This window comes from Ligilactobacillus sp. JN-6 (Y).1, assembly GCF_058111525.1.
This window is the reverse complement of sequence record NZ_CM176599.1, coordinates 268,107-287,914: the sequence shown is the minus strand read 5'-3', so window position 1 is coordinate 287,914 and position 19,808 is coordinate 268,107. Positions and strand designations below refer to the sequence as shown.

The following is a 19,808-nucleotide window of genomic DNA, read 5'->3' as shown; positions in this document are numbered from 1 at the left end:
GCGGTATCTGTCAATACATATAAAAAGGAGTTGTTACTAGAATGAAGCTTAAAAAATTTGCTACAGCGGGTGCTGTCATGGCTGTTTCCGCATTGACTTTAGCCGCTTGTGGTTCTAAGTCTTCATCTAATGATTCAAAACAAGTTTTGAATTGGGATGAAACTGCTGAACTACCAACAATGGATATGTCTAAAGCAACTGACGTTGTTAGTTTTAACCAGTTGAATAATACGATGGAAGGTCTTTATCGTTTGGGTAAAGATTCCAAGATCGAACCAGGGTTGGCTAAAAAGACTACTGTTTCAAACGACGGCAAAACATATACATTTGACTTACGTAAGTCAAAATGGTCTAACGGCGATAAATTGACTGCTAAGGATTTCGTTTATTCCTGGCGTAGAACCGTTGATCCTAAGACCAGTTCACAGTATGCTTACCTCTTTGATGGCGTTAAGAACGCTAACGACATCATGGATGGCAAAAAGAAGACCAGTGAATTGGGGATCAAGGCTGACGGCGATTATAAGTTGACGGTCACACTTGACAAGAAGATCCCATACTTTAAGTTGTTGATGGGCTTCCCAGTATTCTTCCCACAAAATGAGAAGGTCGTTAAGGATGCCGGCAGTAAGTATGGTACAGCTTCGAAATATATGGTTTATAACGGACCATTTAAGTTAACGAAGTGGACAGGTTCTAACTTGAGCTGGACAGCAGCTAAGAACAAAAATTATTGGGATAAGAAGAACGTCAAGCTTGATGCTATCAACTTCAAGGTCAACAAGAGTAACTCAACTTCTTACAACTTGTACAAGACAAACAAGTTGGACGCTACTCCTTTGAGTTCTGAACAAGCAAAACAGTTGAAGAATGATAAGGAATACACAGTACGTGAAGCTGCAAGTACATTCTACTTCCAGTATAATCAAACTCAGAAACGTTTCCAAAACAAGAAGATCCGTCAAGCACTGTCAATGGCTATCAACCGGAAACAGCTTACTAATAAAGTCTTAGGTGACGGTTCATCAGTTTCTAAGGGTCTTGTTTCTAAGGGCTTAGCTAAGAATGACGGCAAAGATTTTGCTGATCAAGCTTACGTTAAGGATGGTGTAACATACAATAAGGCTCAAGCTAAGAATTATGGCAAGAAGGTATGAAAGAGATCGGCGAATCCAAGATGGATATCAATCTTTTGAGTGATGATTCGGATAAAGCTAAGGACTCTACAGAGTTCGTTCAAAGTCAGATCGAATCCACTCTTGGTAAGAGTGTTAATGTGCATGTTCAAAACGTACCGTTCAAGACACGTTTGACACGTTCTGAGCAAGGTGACTTTGATTTAGTTATCTCAGCATGGGGCGCAGACTTTGCTGATCCGATCAGTTTCTTAGACTTATTCACGTCTAACAACTCTCAAAACGATGGTGAATGGAAGAATGCTGAATACGACAAGTTGATCCAAGCTTCTAAGACAACGGATGCCGGCAATACTGACAAACGTTGGGATGATTTGATCAAAGCTGAAAAGATCTTGACACAAGAACAAGGTATTGCTCCACTTTATCAACAATCGACTGCATGGATGGTCAAAGATAAAGTTAAGGGCGTTATCTACAATTCATCTGGTGCCAACTATAACTTTAAGAACGCTTATATCAAGGAATAAACCGGTCTTGTTAATTAAAAAAGCCGAGTGCAGCCAGGGGGAATTGACACGCTCTATGTTGTCAGTTCCTTTTGGTTTATACTAGAGGCTTTTGGCAAAAGCCGAATTTTATGAGAGATAAGAATTGCAAAATAAGAATCTAAAAGTTAAAATTAAAAAATGCTAATTGCATGATGTTGCATCAACTAAGTCGGGTCAGGCTGACTTGGTTGTTGTACATAATATGAACCTAGAATGTGAGGGTAAATTATGAAGAAATACCTGCTAAAAAGGGTTTTATATATGGCCTTGACACTGTTCTTGGTAGCTACCATAACATTCTTCTTAATGAAGTTAATGCCAGGGACGCCATATTCTAACCAGGAAAAAATGACACCACAGCAGATCAAGATCATGAACCAGCAGTATGGTTTGGATAAACCTATTTGGTTACAGTACGTGATCTATATTTTCGGGATGATCCACGGAGATCTGGGAACTTCCTTCCAGTTTAGTAATCAGCCCGTTTCTTACTTGATCTCAAGTCGGATCGGTGCTTCCGCCCAATTGGGTGTCCAGGCTATGGTCTTCGGTGTTCTTTTAGGGATCATCGTTGGTTCCGTAGCTGCTATCTATCGAAATACATGGGTCGATACCTCGGCAACAGTCCTATCTATTGTAGGTAAATCAGTACCTAACTTTGTTTTGGCTGTTTTGTTACAGTACTATATTTCGTTGAAACTTGGCTGGTTCCCGATCGCCGATTGGGGTGGTTTTTCGTACACAGTCTTGCCTACGATCGCTTTAGGTGTTGGCCCGCTAGCGGAAACGGCGCGTTTCATTCGTACCGGGATGGTCGACGTTTTGAACTCCGATTATATCGAATTGGCGCGCGCTAAAGGTTTGAACAAATTTGGGATCATTTACCACCATGCTTTAAGAAATAGTTTGATCCCATTGGTTACACTGATCGGACCATATACCGTTGCTTTGATGACTGGTTCAATGGTTATCGAAAATATTTTCTCGATCCCTGGAATTGGTGAGCAATATGTTAAATCGATCCAGACCAACGACTACCCAACAATTATGGGTGTTACTATGTTGTTTTGCTTCGGCTTAGTTTTGATCATCTTAATCACAGATATTATTTACGGAATTATCGATCCACGGATCAGACTTACTGGAAATGAGGACTAATAAATGGCAGAAGAGAAATATAATTTACAACCAGATAGCTTCGAACCATTGGCTCAAGATCATGAGCAAGAGCTTGACAGTGAAAAAATTGCTGCTCCTTCATTGACGTTCTCACAAGATGCATGGCGTCGTTTGAAAAAGAATAAGGGCGCATTGATTTCTTTGTTTATCGTTTTGGTAATGATGATAGTGTCATTTGGTTCGACGCCATTTATCAACCATTCCGAGCTGGTGAAATCCAACCCAGAATATGCCAACCTGCCGGCTAAGATCCCTGGCATCAATATCAACGGCTTAAACGGTAAAATGAAAGTCAGCGGTGAATGGACAGACGTTTACAAGCAAAACGGCGTCAAAGATGATGTTCATTTTGTTTTGGGAACTGATTATTTAGGACATTCTTTAGCACAACGTATCACTTACGGAACAAAAATTTCACTGACCGTTGCGATCGTTGCGACTCTATTTGACTTACTGATCGGGGTCACCTATGGTATCGTATCGGGTTGGAAGGGAGGACGAACTGATAATGTGATGCAGCGTATCATCGAGATCATTTCGTCCATCCCTAACTTAATTATCGTTGTTTTGATGCTGATCGTTTTCAAGCCAGGAATGACTTCGATCATCTTGGCCCTGGCTATTTCAGAATGGACCACGATGGCCAGGATGATCCGAGCGGAGACGCTGTCGCTTAAGACTGAAGAGTATGTCTTAGCCGCACGAACGCTTGGTGAGTCGACATCGAAAATTGCGTGGAAACATTTGGTACCAAACGTTTCAAGTATCATTATTATTCAGACAATGTACACGATCCCAAGTGCCATCTTCTTCGAAGCTTTCTTGAGTTTCATTGGTATCGGGATCTCGGCACCACAAACTTCACTTGGTGTGTTGTTAAACGATGGGCAAAAGAACTTCCAGTTCTTACCATATCAGATGTGGTACCCAGCAATCGTTTTGGTTATCTTAATGATTGCTTTCAACCTTTTGGGTGATGGTTTACGTGATGCATTTGATCCTAGAACAAGAAGGTAGGTCGTATTTATGGGTGAAAGAATCTTAGATGTCAATAACCTAGAGATCAATTTTCATACCTACGCAGGCGATGTTAAAGCCATTCGTGATGTTAGTTTTCACTTAGATAAGGGTGAAACACTCGCGATCGTGGGGGAATCTGGCTCAGGTAAATCAGTTACAACTAAAAGTTTAATGGGACTTTTGGCCAATAACGCTAAAGTGGTTGGCGGTTCGATCATGTTCCATGGTGAAGATATTTTGAAGAAGTCAGAGAAGCAGATGCAGGGTGTTCGTGGTAAAGATATTGCCATGATCTTCCAGGATCCAATGACTTCACTTGACCCTACCATGAAGATCGGACGTCAGATCGCTGAACCACTAATGAAACACAAAAATGTAGAAAAGAAAAAAGCTCTTGCACAGGCACTGGAAATTTTGAAATTGGTTGGGATCGACAACGTTGAAGAACGGATCAATGAATATCCACACCAATTTTCAGGTGGACAACGCCAGCGGATCGTCATCGCGATCGCCTTGGTTTGTTACCCAGAGATCTTGATAGCTGACGAACCAACAACAGCGCTGGATGTTACTATTCAAGCACAAATTTTGGACTTGATGAAAGAATTGCAGCAAAAGATCGAAACTTCAATTATTTTCATCACCCATGACTTGGGTGTTGTTGCAGGGATGGCAGATCGCGTGGCCGTTATGTATGCTGGACAGATCGTTGAATATGGCTCAGTAGATGAGATCTTCTACAACCCTCAGCATCCATATACATGGGGACTGCTTAATTCGATGCCGACATTGACAAGTACTGACCTGCGGGCTATCCCAGGAACACCCCCTGATTTATTGGATCCACCAAAGGGAGATCCATTTGCAGCGAGAAATCCGTATGCAATGAAGATCGACTCCGAAGAGAAGCCGCCATTCTTTAAGGTCTCTGAGACGCATTATGCGTCGACCTGGTTGCTTCATCCGGATGCACCGAAGATCACACCACCTGAAGAGATCGTTCGGCGCCAAGAGATCTTCAAGAAAATGCAAGCCAGTGCAAATTAATAGACCAAGGAAGGAAGAAACCACATGCCAGATAATAACAAAAAAGTTCTCGAAGTAAAGCATTTAAAGCAATACTTCGGCGTGGGCAAACCTGAGATGGTCAAGGCGGTCAATGACATTTCTTTTGATATTTATGAAGGAGAAGTGTTTGGACTTGTTGGTGAATCAGGATCAGGTAAGACCACGGCGGGTCGAAGCATTATTCATTTGTATAATCCGACTGATGGACAGATAATTTTTAATGGTAAAGATGTTAGTTCGTTTAAGAGTAAGAAAGAAAAATTGGACTTTACTCGTAACATGCAAATGATTTTCCAGGATCCGCAGGCTTCATTAAATCCGCGGATGACAGTCGAAGATATTATTGCTGAGGGGATCGATATCCACCATTTGGCAAAAGACAAGGCCGATCGCCGCAAAAAAGTTGAAGATCTGCTCGAAACTGTAGGTTTGAACCGTGACCATGCTAGTCGTTATCCTCATGAATTTTCAGGTGGACAGCGTCAGCGGATCGGGATCGCGCGTGCTTTGGCTGTTGAACCATCGTTTATCATCGCTGACGAACCGATCTCAGCTTTGGACGTGTCGATCCAGGCCCAAGTAGTTAACCTGATGAAAGATCTGCAGGAAGAAAAAGGCTTGACTTACTTATTTATTGCCCATGATCTGTCGATGGTCAAATACATCTCAGATCGTATCGGAGTTTTGCATTTTGGACGTTTGTTGGAAGTTGGACCTGCTGATGATGTTTATTTGACACCATTGCACGATTACACGAAGAGTTTGATCTCAGCGGTGCCTGAACCAGATCCGGAGTTTGAAAGAACTCGTAAACGTGTTCCTTATGACGCTTCGATCGAGCAGGACAAGGAAGGCCAACCACGTAAATTACGTGAGATCACACCGGGTCACTTTGTTCGTTGTTCTGAAAAAGAGATGCAATTTTACCAAGAACGTGCAGAAAGTTATAAAAAAGATAAACAAACAACGTCTAATGTTTAATTCAGATTCAAAGAGTAGCTATTTTCGTAACAGAAATAGTTGCTCTTTTTTTATGTCGTTCAAAAAAGAAATTGAGTTAGTTTGCGTATTTATTAGTAAAGACGAGGAGGATTAAAATGCGGCAAAAATCAGTCGATTTTCAATATTTGGAAACTTTGCAAGAAAGAACGGAACTAACTCATCAAGAACAACAACAGTTGCTCTCCTACCAAAAGGGGTATGCAGGCGAGGTGAATGTTGACAGCTTAACTACGCAGATCATTCAAGGCCGTTTTTTCGTAATGGATGACGTAAATATTGTGTTTGATAATAAGCGCATCCAGGTCGATAAGTTGATGCAGATCGGTAATAGATTGTATTTGATTGATATGAAAAATTATCATGGCCACTACGTTTTTCGCGACCGGACTTGGTATTATAATCAAAAACCATTGACCTATAGCATCTTCAACCAAATCGAACGCGCACATGATATACTGGCACGTCTCTTTGCAGAACAACATTTGAAAATAAAGATCACGAAAGTATTAGTTTTTACGGACCCCGGTGCGCAGATCGATATCCAAGGAGAAACCGGGATCGTTGTCAAATATTTGTGGGAATTTTGTGATTGGTTGCAAAAACTATGTACCGCGGCCGTGCTCAATGTGCAAATTCCTTGGCAAAAGTATTTACAACCTTTTATTGCACCTCCTTATCGTCCCGACGTTGATTTTTCCTCGGAGAGTGACAGAAAGTTGCGACCGGGGATCGTTTGTCCAAACTGTGGAAGCTTTAAGTGGCAACAACATCGTTACTATTTGCAATGCAAGGGCTGCGGCTTTTCCGAAGCGAAAGAAACTGCTTATGTTCGTACCATTTGCGATTACGGTGTAATATTTTTTCAAAGAAATTTGATGATCGGGGATTTGGTGGAGTTTTTTGGGGAGGGGTATAAAAAAAGTTATTTGAAATTTATCATGTATAAGTACTTTGAACTGATGGACTTTAAATCAAGAAAATCCTGTTATGTAAATAAAGGAATTAGATTTGAATATTGCTTTGGTAATGATGAAAAGCACTTTAAAAGCTTACAAAAAAGAATTTATTGGCAAAAAGGAGATAAATGATGGATCAAGTTGGAAAGCGGATAGAAGTCGGTGGAAGTTGTAACTGCAAATGTAATAGCGGTTAGAAGAAAGTGGAAGTTGTAACTGCAAATGCCAAAGCAGTTAGAAGTCAGGAGAAGTTGTAACCGTTAAATCAAAAGCAGTTAGAAGTGGTTGGAAGTTATAACTGCAAACTTAAAAGCGGTTAGAAGAGAGTGCGAGGTATAACCACAAAAATAAGAACTTAACACAGACCAGAGCAAAGCAACTCCCGCAAACCACAATATAAGGCAAGATAAACAAAGGCACCAGTGAGTTGATCAAAACTCACTGGTGCCGACTTGTTATATTCACTACCAAAATTAACTAATAATCAAACTCATCGACGACTTGATTAAAATAATCTACTTTAATGTTATCGCCATCGACGATTAATTTTGTAATTGAGCCGTTCTTGGGGCCAACCGTTTGATCAACGTGTCCGTCAAAACGAGCGGCGATACTTCTGATCGTAGTACCGTGACTAACGACCAGGATGTTATCATCGGCGTGAGCGATACTCTTGATATAGTCGAAGCCACCATCGACACGATTCCAATACTCCTTAGCATCTTCTGCATTATGGAAGGGATCGGCTTGTTTTGTAAAGTTCTTCGTATCATCCATCGAGTATTTTGTGGCCATTTCTTGGAATGAACGACAGCCGTGGGAGGCGCCGATCATTAACCAAGCTTGGTCAGAATCACTGCCTTCGTAATAACCATAGCTCTGTTCGCGAAAAGCAGATAACTCAGCTGGCTCCGGCAGTTCCGGCGACGCAACATTTTCTTGTAATAAGAAGTGACAAGTTTTCTCAGCACGGGTCGTATCGCTATGAAAGGCCTTGGCAAAATTGATGTGGCTCAAGTGATGTCCTGCCATGTGGCCGTCTTGCATTCCCTTTGGTGTCAGTGGGGAGTCGCACCATCCTTGCATCCTGTTATAGCGATTTAAGATCGTTTGTCCGTGTCTGACTAAGTAAATGTTAAATGACATAATTTCTACTCCTTACTTTCAAATTTTTAATAATCGAAATCTTCACCTGTTTGATTGTAATAATCAACCGTGAAATTGTGCCCATCTACGGTCAGTTTGGTGACCGATCCGTTAGCTGGATCTAGGAATAAGGGTGTTTTCTCGTCAAATAAATTAGCGATGCTTCTGATCGTCATTGCGTGACTGACTACCAAGACATTTTTGCCATCAGGGATCTTGTTGCGCAAATAATCAAAACCGATCTTGATCCTGCTCCAAAATTCGGCGTCATCTTCGGCATCGTCAAATGGATCAGCTTCCTTCATGAAATCGCGCGTTTCTACTAAAGAATAGTTGTTTACGACATCCTTGAAAGAATGGCTGTTGTGCTTTGCCCCGATCATCGTCCAAGCCTGGCTGGCATCTGAGCCTTCAAAATAGCCGAAGCTTTGTTCCCTGAAGTTCCGCAGTTCCTTGGGCCTTAGATCCGCTGCCGAGGCTTTATTTTCCCCTAACAAGTATTCACACGTTCTTTTCGTACGCATTGTATCGCTATGGAAGGCGTAGTCAAAGTGTTTATTTGCCAAACGCTTTCCGGCTAAATGTGCATCTGCGATCCCTTTATCAGTCAAAGGTGAATCACACCATCCCTGCATTCTATTATAGAGATTTAAATAGGTTTCTCCATGACGCACTAAATATACTGAAAAAGACATTATAGAATTCCTCCTTCTACAGTGTTGTTATATTTAGTATACAACAGATAGCTGTCAGTATCTTTGTTAATTATTAAAAATTGCATTTTATTGTTCCACCGAGTTTTGATTATTTAAGATCTGTCTCAAACGAGCCACCACATCTCTGCTTCCCGAAAGTAACAGGTCATCGCCTATTTGGAGTTGTGTTCCTCCCCTTGGCGAAATAAATTCATGGTCGCGAACAATGCGGCTGACTACGATATTTTCGATCTCAGGCAATTCCGATAACTCAGTTCCTTCGTAAAGCGAGTTTGTCAATTTGACCTCGAACAATTCGGCGTCATTCGACGTCAACAAACGTAATATCTCAGGCGATTGGATCGCCGAACGTAATACCCCTACACCGGTCGTGAACGTACTGAAGAACTCAATGTTTTTCTTTTCCAGTTCGACCTTCATGTTTTGTGCCTCTTCGGGTTCTTGGGTATCTAAACGTAACAGCACTCGTGGCACGCCATATTTTTTGGCGGCAAGTGCTAAGTCGTAGTTGTCTTTTGCCAAACGGTGGGCCAAGACCAGCACGTCAGTGTCAAAAATACCCGCAGCGATCAATTTTTGTGGGTCCATCGTTTCTAAGAAGGTAATGTCTGTCACGCCCTTATACGCTTCGTAACGCCCGTGGTTGTCGGTGTACATTTTGATAGAATACCATTCTGTTGGGAGTCCTTGAGCTGCATTGACTGCTGTCAAACTAGCTCCGATCAAATGGACATCTGTTTTGGCTGCAGGTTCGTGTTCGGGATGGTACAAACGTTTGAAAAACAAAGGTCCCACTAGACAGGTCAGTATCCCGGCAATAATAAAGGCTCCGCCTTGCGTGGTCGTCATCGCCCCAATATTTTGTGCGATAGTAGTTGCCGCTAAGATCAACGTAATGGTCGTTTCAGAGACTTCTGTGGCTGCGAAAGCATTAGATTTACTGAAGAGTGTTTTGAACCCGAAGTAAGCAGGGAGTTTGGTAAGGATAAATGCCATCAACAGTAAAGGGATCAAGATCAAGGTCGTTTTAGAACTTAACAGCCCCGGCAAGTCTAGTTTGGCCCCAGTCAAAATAAAATAGAACGGGATCAAAAAGCCGTATCCTAACGCATCTAATTTTTGTTGCGTCGTTTCTTCCGGTTCTAAGAGCTTAATGACGATCCCAGCCAAGAATGCGCCTAGAATGTTTTCTGCACCCACTGTTTCTGCCAAGACGACCAAAACAATGATCACCAAGAACGCAAAACGCATATCTAGTTGGGTCGTTGACTTCGTGTATTTTTGAAAATGCGTAAAGAAATTTCGAAAACGAAATAAGAGAAAAGCAGCGGCTAAAAAGACTAGTGAGATCAACCATAACGTCCCGCCACGCCCACTCTTCAACGAAGAATAGATCGTGAGTGCAAGGAGAGGGATCACTTCACCAAGCACGGCAAATAATAGGATCGTTTGACCAAACCGTTTGTTTAACAGCTCGTTTTCTTTCAAGACGCTGATCACGATCCCTAAAGCAACCGTGGACAATAAGATCGCATCTAGGTACATATCTCCAAAAAGCCCCGTGATTTTTAAAATAGCGGCTAAAATAACGGCAGCCACGATAGTTAAAAGATAAGCCGTTGATGCCGCAAACACAGGAGAATGTTCAACCGCGTTATCGGCTTTTTTGGCAGCTAAAGCCGTGGATCTGTCGGTTCTTTTGAACAGAGAAAAGTCGATTTCCATCCCACTTAAAAATAGCAGTAATATCACACCTAAAGTTGACATAGTTGTTAAAACTTCATTAAAGTGGATAACATTGAAAAAGCTTTTCCCTAAAACAATTCCGACGAGAATTTCGGCGATCGAGCTAGGTAAGAGGGATATTTTAAACCTTGCTAAGAGCATGGGTGTGATAAAGGCCGCGAAAGCCACGATAACAAGGGACAGGTCCATAATTTCAACTCCTTATATTTGAATAATGTTTAAGATAATAGTCTACAGGCATTAATTTCATTGTACAAGTAATTTAACTTTCAGCCCAATATAATGGACTTTAATTGTAGCAAATGCCAAATGATGATAAAATATTTAATTAGATTTTAAACCAAACGGGGGCGTTGGGCATGAGTTTGACTATTAAACAAAAAGAGCAACAACGAATGGATAAGGTCGTTGGAAAAATCAAGCAGGCTGAAAAGAAAAGCCAGGCAAATATTGATAGTGCTGGCAAGGATCAGCAAGCGATCATGAATGATTTTAAAAATAATGTGCGGATCAAAACGGGGACATATTCAGGCATGATGGAAACTGCTTTGACGGTCCGCCAGCAACAAACCATGCTTCAAGAAAGAGAAAATAATTGGCGTCGAGCCACCCAGCAATTAGATGTGCTGAAGCGCTTGGAAAGGACGCCGTATTTTGCACGGATCGATTTTCAGGAAAATGGCGAAAGTAAGCCGGAGAGTGTTTATATCGGGCTGAGTTCTTTTACGGACTCGCCGGATCATTTTTTGATTTATGATTGGCGTGCACCGATCTCAAGTATCTATTATGAAGGCGGCTTAGGCCAGGTCTCTTATGACACTCCTGATGGTGAGCAGAATGTTGAACTAACGTTGAAGCGGCAGTTTATGGTCGAAGATGGCACGATCGTGACAGTTTTTGATACAGATGAAACGGTCGGAGATCAGATGTTGCTGGAGGTTTTGGATGAGTCGTCTGACACCAAGATGAAAAGCATTGTATCGACCATTCAAAAAGAACAAAATAAGATCATTCGCGATACTAAGTCAGACCTCTTGTTCGTTCAAGGGGCTGCTGGTTCCGGGAAAACGTCGGCAGTCCTTCAACGTGTAGCTTTCCTCTTATACCGTTATCGGGGCAATTTAAGTTCGAGTCAGGTGATCTTGTTTTCACCTAACCAGCTCTTTAATGACTATATTAATGAAGTTTTACCAGAGCTAGGCGAACAAAACATGGTCCAAATGACTTTCTATCAATACGCTAAAAGGCGAGTGCCAAAACTGCACGTTGAGACTTTGCAGGAGCGCTTTGAAGAAAGTAACGATGATAGAGACCGAGCTGTCAAGGATCTGAAGGATAGTTTGAGCTTCTTTAAGGCTACTAAGGCCTATGCTGACTTCTTGAATAATAATGGGATGCACTTTAAGAATATTATGTTTCGTGGCAAGCCTTTCTTTAGTAAAGAGCAGATTAAAGACGTATATTACAGCTTTAACAGTAACTATAATCTGCGCAATCGTTTATCAGCAACGCGTGAATCTTTACTGAAGAAGCTAAGCAGCAAGGTCAACCGTGAAGCGCGGACAGAACGGGTACAAAAAGCTGTCCAGGACCTAGGACAAGATGAGTTGAATGAATTATACGGTGACCATCCGCGTAATTTTGCCAATGGCGATAAAGAAATGACCTTTTTAACGCGTGAATACGTAACACGCGAATTTCAAACGATCAAGCGGGCTATTACACGCAATCGTTTCATCAACATTAATGGGCAATATACCCATTTTCTGCGTCATTTGCCTGACCTGTTAGACTTGAGAGAGTTTGGTTTGACCAAAGATGACTGGCAAAAAACAGTTGATAAGACGGTTGCAGAAATGAAAGAAGGCAACATTTCATTGACAGACGTGACGGCTTACCTTTATTTGTTTGATCAGATCATTGGTAAGCGGGGCGACTTGGAGATGCGTCAGGTCTTTATTGATGAGATCCAAGATTATTCTGCTTACCAATTGGCCTTGCTGAAAGAAGAATTTCCAAGGGCTAAATTCACGATGTTGGGTGATTTGAACCAGTCGATCTTCACCCAAGAAAGTAGTCATTCACTTCTCGATGAATTGAGTACCATGTTTGATCCTGAAAAAACTCAGGTGGTTCAATTAACAAAGTCTTATCGTTCAACTCAGCAGATCACAGATTTCAGTAAGGATATTTTAAAAAATGGTGAAGAAGTTGAGGCGTTTGATAGGACTGGTGATTTGCCAACAGTCACAGTCGATTTGGACCAGCAGCGTATGGTGCAAGATGTTGCTGAGCAACTAGACCGAAACAAAGAAGATAAGATGACCACTGCAATTATTACGAAGAATTTGCAAGAGACCGAGGAGCTGACTGCCAACCTGAAAGAATTAGGCCAAGCAGTGACTGCGATCAAAACCGAGAACCAACGCTTGGTCCCAGGTACGATCGTTGTCCCATCTTACCTTGCTAAAGGGTTGGAGTTTGACGCGATCATTGTCTGGAATGCCAACGAAGAGAACTATCACCGGGAAGATGAACGGCAGTTAGTTTACACGATCTGTTCTCGTGCTATGCATCGTTTGAACATCTTTTCAGCAGGCAAATTAACTCCGCTGATGGCTGATATACCAGCAGAACGTTATAATTTGATCGATCGTTTGTAATTGATACTAAAAGGGGCCGAGTCAGAAGTTCTGATTTGGTCCTTTTACATATTTGAATTAAAAAACCCTGACTGGAGAATCGACCGGCCTGAAGTATAGCAAATGAACGTCCGGTCAAGCAGCAACCGGCCCGAACTATGAGAAAAGAGCGTCCGGTCAGCGGTCGACCGGCCCAAAGTACATCAAATAAACGTCCGGTCATAAGAAGAATTTACGCAAAATCAAACTGCAGTCTAACGAAAATGATCAACGTTACACTGCAGTTTGATATTTGTGGCTATTCTAATGATAGTTTTTGTTCGATAACCGGTGTGAGTTGTTTTAACAACAAGTCATAAGCGCGCGGTGCGTAGTGAAGATCATCATCTTGCAATAACTCAGTCGAAGAATGTTTGACGGCTCCCGCGAACCAGTCAATGTAAGGTACGTGCATGTACTTGGCGGTTTCGATAGTTGCGAACGCAAATTGTTGCAGTTTTTCGACGGGGCGATGTTCTTGTCGTGTGGGGCCCGTGATCCCCGGTGTGACCAAAATGCACTTTGAAGCACCGATTTTATTTATCATGATCTCTAGGTTGTTTTGATATTGACGTAGAGTCATTTTCGGAACTTGGACGTCATTTGTCCCGAAAAAGATCACAGCTAGGTCTGGATCATGGCCCAGCACGTCTGCCTGCAAACGCGCGAGGCCACCCTGAGTATTATCTCCTAACACGCCGCGGTTTATGATATCTGCTTGAGACGGTGCTAATGATTGTTGTAATTTGTCGGTAAAGACTGACGTGGGGTAGCCATGAGTTGCCCCAGCAGTAATACTGTCACCAAATAAAATGATCCTTTGCATAAATTTTTCATCCCTTGGAACTTTTTAAGTTCACTATAGCATAAGTGAGCACGCTGTTACCAAATGTTGACTTTTAGTAAGCGTTTTAATTTTCGGTAAACAAGCGATACAATCCGCGTCGAGTATGCTATAATGCATAGCGAATGCTTAAAATCAAATGTGGAAGGCGTTTATCACTAATGAAAAATCGACTTAATTATTATCAGATCCCACGTAACGAATGGCGTGAGTTTTACCGGGATCACTATGTTCCCTTATCTGACCGGGAACTGATGCGGATCAAGTCATTAAATGATGTGATCTCGTTAAAAGATGTAGAAGAAATTTATATGCCGCTTGTTCATTTGTTGGGGATGCGGATGGAAGCACGTGATTACGGTCAAGATCAACTAGCTGACTTCTTAGGGATCAAGCACAAACCGACACCTTTTATTTTGGGGATCGCCGGGTCAGTTGCCGTTGGGAAAAGTACGGTTGCCCGTTTATTACGAGATCTCTTGATCGATATTTTTCCAGATAAGAAGATCCAACAGATCACGACCGACGGTTTTTTGTATCCCTCTGAAGAGCTGAAAAAGAAACATCTGATGCAACGCAAAGGTTTTCCAGAAAGTTACGACATGGAGGCTTTGATCAACTTTATCAATGATGTCAAAAATGGTGTTCCCGCCAAGGCTCCAGTGTATTCTCACCAGGTTTATGACCGTGTAGAAGGAGAATATGATCTGATCGATCAGCCGGATATTTTGATCTTAGAAGGGATCAACGTTTTACAGTTACCTAGTAACCAGAAGATTTTTGTCAGCGACTTTTTTGACTTCTCGATCTATGTTGACGCTGATGAGAAATTGATCAAAAAGTGGTATATGGAACGTTTTGACTTGATTTTGGATCGGGCCAAAGATGAACCTAATGACTATTACCATGGGTATGCAATCGGTGACCGACAGGCTGCGTTTAAAATGGCGGAGAACGTTTGGCAAGATGTTAATCATAAAAATTTACACTCTTATATTTTGCCAACCAGAAATCGCGCAGATTTAATTTTGAATAAGGGCGAAAACCACCTGGTTGACGAACTATATTTACGAAAGTTCGTCTAAGATAGCGTTTTTGTCCGGTTTTTCTTCTGAAAACATTGACCGCTAGGGGCTCAGCCGGTACAATTAACTGAGTAAAGAGTGCAAAATTTAAGATGAGGTGAATATCTTGGCTAAAGTTGATATGCAGGACTTCGACAAGATCATCGTGCTTGATTTCGGGAGTCAGTATAATCAGCTGATCACACGGCGTATCCGTGAATTCGGCGTTTATTCTGAGCTGTTGTCACATAAACTGACAGCGGCTGAAATCAAGGAAATGGCACCACAGGGGATCATTCTTTCCGGCGGTCCCAACAGTGTCTATGATGATGGTGCTTTTGATGTCGATCCTGAGATATTTGATCTTGGTATCCCAGTGTTAGGGATCTGTTATGGAATGCAGATCATGGCAAATGAATTGGGTGGTAAGGTCGAAAGTGCGTCTAATAAAGAATATGGCAAGGCTTTGATCCAGGTGACAGATGAACAGGCACCGACTTTTAAAAACTTACCTGAGGAACAGGCTGTGTGGATGAGTCACGGCGACTTGGTCACGGAAGTTCCGGAAGGCTTTGTCTCGACAGCAACGAGTGCTAATTGCCCGATCTCTGCGATGGCAAATAATGCCAAGAAATTCTATGGTCTCCAGTTCCATCCGGAAGTGCGCAACACAGAATACGGCAATGACATTTTGCGTCATTTTGCATTTGATGTCTGTGAAGCTCGTTCCAATTGGACGATGGACGACTTTATTGATATGCAGATCGAAAAGATCCGTGAAAAAGTCGGCGATGATAAAGTATTGCTGGGCTTGTCAGGCGGGGTCGATTCGTCAGTTGTCGGTGTCTTATTACATAAGGCGATCGGTGATCAGCTGACATGTATCTTTGTTGATCATGGCTTATTACGTAAAAACGAGGCGCAGCTTGTGATGGACAGTTTAGCCGGCAAATTTGGCTTAAACATCATCAAAGTTGATGCTCAGCAACGTTTCTTGAATAAGCTTGCGGGTGTGTCTGACCCAGAAAAGAAACGAAAGATCATTGGTAATGAATTTATCCAAGTCTTTAACGATGAAGCTATCAAATTAAAGGGTGTTAAGTGGTTGGCACAAGGCACACTTTATACTGATGTGATCGAGTCAGGAACTGATACTGCTCAAACGATCAAATCACACCATAACGTTGGTGGTTTGCCAGAAGACATGGTCTTTCAGTTGATCGAACCATTGAACACCTTGTTTAAAGATGAAGTTCGTGAATTAGGCGAGAAAATGGACATGCCACGAGAACTTGTCTGGCGTCAGCCGTTCCCAGGTCCTGGCCTAGGGATCCGTGTTATCGGTGAGATCACTGAAGACAAGTTAGAGATCGTACGCGACAGTGACGCAATTTTGCGTGAAGTTATCGCTCAACATGATTTGGATAAAGAAATCTGGCAGTACTTTACCGTCTTGCCAGGCTTTAGATCCGTTGGGGTGATGGGTGATGGCCGGACATACGACTATACGATCGGGATCCGTGCCGTTAACTCGATCGATGGTATGACCGCCGACTTTGCTCAGATCCCATGGGATGTTTTGCAAGAAATTTCCGTGCGAATCGTGAACGAAGTTGCTCAAGTTAACCGTGTAGTGTATGACATTACTTCCAAGCCACCATCTACAATTGAGTGGGAATAGGAAAAAGCCTCTAAAGTCCTTTTATATCAAGGACTTTAGAGGCTTTTTTGTCTGCGTGAAATTTTCTTCGAGAAAAAGTTCATGCGGGTTTTGGTGAAATAAATTCAGTGTTGATTTCTGTATTGTCTTCAAAAGAACTTCTCTTTAGAAAACCCACGACCTTTTAGATATAATGTAACTGTACATTATAAAGGGAGATCTTAAAATGATAGATAAAAAGTGGCACAAGAAATTCAACAAATACTAGCAGAGTGGAAAAGAAATGATGACAAACGAGATGAAGGTCTACCGCAAAGTATTCCAGAAGTACAGAGAATCAATGATATTTTCTATGGACCGGACCCTAAATGGAATTTGTTAGACCTTTATCTCCCGAAAAATGTGGATGGTCAGATACCAACCATTATTAATATCCATGGTGGCGGCTGGGTATACGGGACAAAAGAAACTTATCAGTTTTATGGTTTAGGGCTGGCTAAGCGCGGTTTTGCTTTCGTTAATGCGAATTATCGTTTAGCACCGGATGTTAGCTTTCCAGAGGCCTTAGATGATGTTGACTGTTATGTTCATTGGGTAGCTGAACACGCCGCTGAGTACAATTTAGACACTAACAATGTCTTTTTAGTTGGAGATAGCGCAGGGGGGCAAATGGCAGAACAGTACGTTGCCATTTTGCAAAATTCAGTTTATCGCAGGAAATTTGGTTATCAACTTCCTGAACTGACTTTTCGAGCAGCAGCTTTAAATAGTGCTGAAGCATTTTTGCTAGATCCAGGAAAGATTGATAATAATTTGTTAGCACAAGGTTATTTTGGCCCGGATGCGGTGGAAGATAAGCGTGACATGCTGGATGTTGAAAAATATATAAATGAAGATTATTTGCCGACCTATATTTCTACAGCAACGCAAGACTTTTTGCAAGATACAGCCATTAAACTCGATGGCTTTCTAGCTGGTAAGGGTATAGAGCATATTTATCAAGAATATGGTGACCAAGATCATCCACGTGGTCATGTCTTTTTGATCGATCAAAAAGATGACATTGCTACTCAGGCAAATGATGATGAAGTTGCCTTCTTTAAGAAACATTTGAAGGGGTAATAAAAGAAATTTTCGTCAGAAGAAGTATCAACTATTGGAATAGGGGGTTCTTGTTTAGTCCAAAATAAGGTGGTTGTTATAATGAGAAATTTTTTGAAAATTTTCTCGATTTGTCTCTGGATACTGACATTTGGTATTTTTGTTAATGCATTACTTCATCATGACTTGTGGAGACTGACACTGATCATTGCATATAATCGGATACATGGTATTTTTGGGTGGTCGTTAATGCTGGCGATCTTTTCTTTAATTCTTTCTTTCCTTGTTAGACCAAAGAAGGTCAAGTAATAATTTAGAAAATAGAATTTGCTGTGAAAGTAATAGAAACGAATAATAATTATTGATTATGCACGAGCCTGGCTATTTTGCTGGGCTTTTATAATGGATCAATTTTATATGACAACCGGTTGACATATGTTGACAGCGGTTTTATACTATCTTTTGTAAGCGCTTATTAAAAATGTTAACATTGTCAAATTATGGAAGGATAGATCATTATGAAGAAAGTTGATCCAGAAAAAGTCGTTAAGATAACAAATGATCGATATCGTTTAAATTATCATGTTTCTACACCCTCAGGTTGGATGAATGATCCAAATGGATTTGTCTTTTTTAAGGACTACTATCATATTTTTTATCAATATTATCCTTATGGTGCATATTGGGGACCGATGCACTGGGGGCATGCGCGTAGTAAGGACCTCGTAACTTGGGAAGACCTACCTGCTGCTTTGATACCGGGAGATCCGGAAGACAAAGACGGGTGTTTTTCTGGCAGCGCGATCGTGAAGGATGATCGACTTTATTTACTATATACCGGCAATAATTACTATGATGACAATGATCCGGATCATTTTTGGCAAAATCAAAACATTGCGTATAGTGACGATGGAATAAACTTTACCAAATATGAAAATAATCCTGTGATACCTACGCCTCCAAAAGGAAATACACAACATTTTCGTGATCCTAAAATGTGGAAGCATGGGGATGAATACTACGTTATTATTGGTAGCCAAAATGAACAAGGAGTAGGTCGGGTACTTACTTATCGTTCTAAAGACCTTTTGAACTGGGACTATTTAGGGTCGATCGCAGAAGCACATGATGTCGACAGCGAAGGATACATGTGGGAATGTCCTGATCTTTTCACATTAAGTGGTAAAGATATTTTATTGTGTTCTCCTCAGGGGATCAAGCCACAAGGCGAAAAATACTTGAACCTGCATAATACCGGCTATTTTGTCGGAAAATTGGACTATGAAAAAAATAGGTTCACCCGTAATAATTTTACTGAATTAGACCATGGTCATAATTTTTACGCAACTCAAACAATGCTGACACCGGATGATAGAAGAGTCGTTTTTGGTTGGATGGCTATGTGGGAATCGGACATGCCTGAGCAAGCTGACGGTTGGTCTGGTGCGTTGACTTTACCACGCGAATTAAAATTGCGAAATGATCATTTGTATATGAATCCTGTTAAAGAAGTCGAACAGTTGCGCCAAGAAACTTCCTTTGATCAGACTTTGTCTGTGCTGGAAAGTACGGTCGATGTCAATGATCCGCAGCATACCGAATTAAATTTAAACGCAGATTTAGCTAAATGGGCTGGTAATGAGTTTAAATTGAGTTTGAAAGTTGCCGCAAAAGAAGTTCTGGCTTTAACTTTTGACAAGCAAAATAATCATTTTGTTTTAAAACGCACTGGTGAAGATCCATACCGTTACGGCAGTATTTCAAAAGCCGATGAATTGCAAATTAGGGTGTTCATTGATACCAGTTCGATCGAGATCTTCATCAATGACGGTGAACTTGTTTTCTCTGAACGTTATTATGTCGAGGAGACACCAAGCATCACTTTATCTGCGGACCAGGAATTAGAAGTGGCGGTTAAGGCGTACTCTATGAAATAAA

At 41.5% G+C, this 19,808-nt stretch carries 15 protein-coding genes and 1 pseudogene; 12 read left to right on the top strand and 4 right to left on the bottom strand.

Annotated features, from left to right (window positions below; all coding sequences use genetic code 11):
• The first annotated feature begins 41 nt into the window (after window positions 1–41).
• From AC3XNE_RS01420 to AC3XNE_RS01395, 6 genes and pseudogenes are all read left to right on the top strand, one after another.
• Window positions 42–1,666 (top strand): annotated as a pseudogene (locus tag AC3XNE_RS01420) (peptide ABC transporter substrate-binding protein).
• A 249-nt stretch (window positions 1,667–1,915) separates the two neighbouring features.
• Entirely contained in the window at window positions 1,916–2,845 is a 930-nt protein-coding gene (opp3b, locus tag AC3XNE_RS01415; RefSeq protein WP_489832476.1) for an oligopeptide ABC transporter permease, read from the top strand.
• A gap of 3 nt (window positions 2,846–2,848) precedes the next feature.
• On the top strand, window positions 2,849–3,883 hold the full coding sequence (locus tag AC3XNE_RS01410) for an ABC transporter permease (RefSeq protein WP_489832475.1): 1,035 nt from the start codon (window positions 2,849–2,851) through the stop codon (window positions 3,881–3,883).
• 9 nt (window positions 3,884–3,892) lie between these two features.
• The gene (locus AC3XNE_RS01405; RefSeq protein ID WP_489832474.1) at window positions 3,893–4,933 is read left to right on the top strand and encodes an ABC transporter ATP-binding protein; all 1,041 of its coding nucleotides are present in this window, start codon (window positions 3,893–3,895) and stop codon (window positions 4,931–4,933) included.
• 24 nt (window positions 4,934–4,957) lie between these two features.
• Window positions 4,958–5,935 carry an ABC transporter ATP-binding protein gene (locus AC3XNE_RS01400; protein ID WP_489832473.1) on the top strand — a complete coding sequence of 326 codons (978 nt, stop codon included), beginning with the start codon at window positions 4,958–4,960 and terminating at the stop codon, window positions 5,933–5,935.
• Window positions 5,936–6,051: 116 nt separating this feature from the next.
• The gene (locus AC3XNE_RS01395) at window positions 6,052–7,044 is read left to right on the top strand and encodes a nuclease-related domain-containing protein (protein ID WP_489832472.1); all 993 of its coding nucleotides are present in this window, start codon (window positions 6,052–6,054) and stop codon (window positions 7,042–7,044) included.
• 345 nt (window positions 7,045–7,389) lie between these two features.
• On the opposite strand, the gene AC3XNE_RS01390 is transcribed toward AC3XNE_RS01395, so the two are convergent.
• From AC3XNE_RS01390 to AC3XNE_RS01380, 3 genes are all read right to left on the bottom strand, one after another.
• Complete coding sequence (locus AC3XNE_RS01390; protein ID WP_489832471.1) at window positions 7,390–8,058, bottom strand: histidine phosphatase family protein; 669 nt, start codon at window positions 8,056–8,058, stop codon at window positions 7,390–7,392.
• 26 nt (window positions 8,059–8,084) lie between these two features.
• Entirely contained in the window at window positions 8,085–8,753 is a 669-nt protein-coding gene (locus AC3XNE_RS01385) for a histidine phosphatase family protein (RefSeq protein ID WP_489832470.1), read from the bottom strand.
• An 87-nt stretch (window positions 8,754–8,840) separates the two neighbouring features.
• On the bottom strand, window positions 8,841–10,709 hold the full coding sequence (locus AC3XNE_RS01380) for a cation:proton antiporter domain-containing protein (protein WP_489832469.1): 1,869 nt from the start codon (window positions 10,707–10,709) through the stop codon (window positions 8,841–8,843).
• Between the two features lie 170 nt (window positions 10,710–10,879).
• Between AC3XNE_RS01380 and helD the strand changes: the two genes are divergently transcribed.
• On the top strand, window positions 10,880–13,183 hold the full coding sequence (gene helD, locus AC3XNE_RS01375; protein WP_489832468.1) for an RNA polymerase recycling motor HelD: 2,304 nt from the start codon (window positions 10,880–10,882) through the stop codon (window positions 13,181–13,183).
• A 277-nt stretch (window positions 13,184–13,460) separates the two neighbouring features.
• Here helD and AC3XNE_RS01370 read toward each other — a convergent pair whose 3' ends face one another.
• Window positions 13,461–14,027, bottom strand: a complete 567-nt coding sequence (locus tag AC3XNE_RS01370; RefSeq protein WP_489832467.1) for a GDSL-type esterase/lipase family protein — start codon at window positions 14,025–14,027, stop codon at window positions 13,461–13,463.
• A 179-nt stretch (window positions 14,028–14,206) separates the two neighbouring features.
• On the opposite strand from AC3XNE_RS01370, the gene coaA reads away from it, so the two are divergent.
• The 5 genes from coaA to AC3XNE_RS01345 all read left to right on the top strand — a co-directional run bounded on the left by coaA (window position 14,207) and on the right by AC3XNE_RS01345 (window position 19,807).
• Window positions 14,207–15,130, top strand: a complete 924-nt coding sequence (gene coaA / locus AC3XNE_RS01365) for a type I pantothenate kinase (RefSeq protein WP_489832466.1) — start codon at window positions 14,207–14,209, stop codon at window positions 15,128–15,130.
• A 106-nt stretch (window positions 15,131–15,236) separates the two neighbouring features.
• Window positions 15,237–16,790 (top strand): glutamine-hydrolyzing GMP synthase, encoded by a 1,554-nt coding sequence (gene guaA / locus AC3XNE_RS01360; protein WP_489832465.1) that lies wholly within the window; start codon window positions 15,237–15,239, stop codon window positions 16,788–16,790.
• A gap of 219 nt (window positions 16,791–17,009) precedes the next feature.
• Complete coding sequence (locus AC3XNE_RS01355; RefSeq protein WP_489832463.1) at window positions 17,010–17,891, top strand: alpha/beta hydrolase; 882 nt, start codon at window positions 17,010–17,012, stop codon at window positions 17,889–17,891.
• An 81-nt stretch (window positions 17,892–17,972) separates the two neighbouring features.
• Window positions 17,973–18,179 (top strand): hypothetical protein, encoded by a 207-nt coding sequence (locus AC3XNE_RS01350; protein ID WP_489832462.1) that lies wholly within the window; start codon window positions 17,973–17,975, stop codon window positions 18,177–18,179.
• Between the two features lie 209 nt (window positions 18,180–18,388).
• The gene (locus AC3XNE_RS01345) at window positions 18,389–19,807 is read left to right on the top strand and encodes a glycoside hydrolase family 32 protein (RefSeq protein ID WP_489832461.1); all 1,419 of its coding nucleotides are present in this window, start codon (window positions 18,389–18,391) and stop codon (window positions 19,805–19,807) included.
• The last annotated feature ends 1 nt before the right edge of the window (window position 19,808 follow it).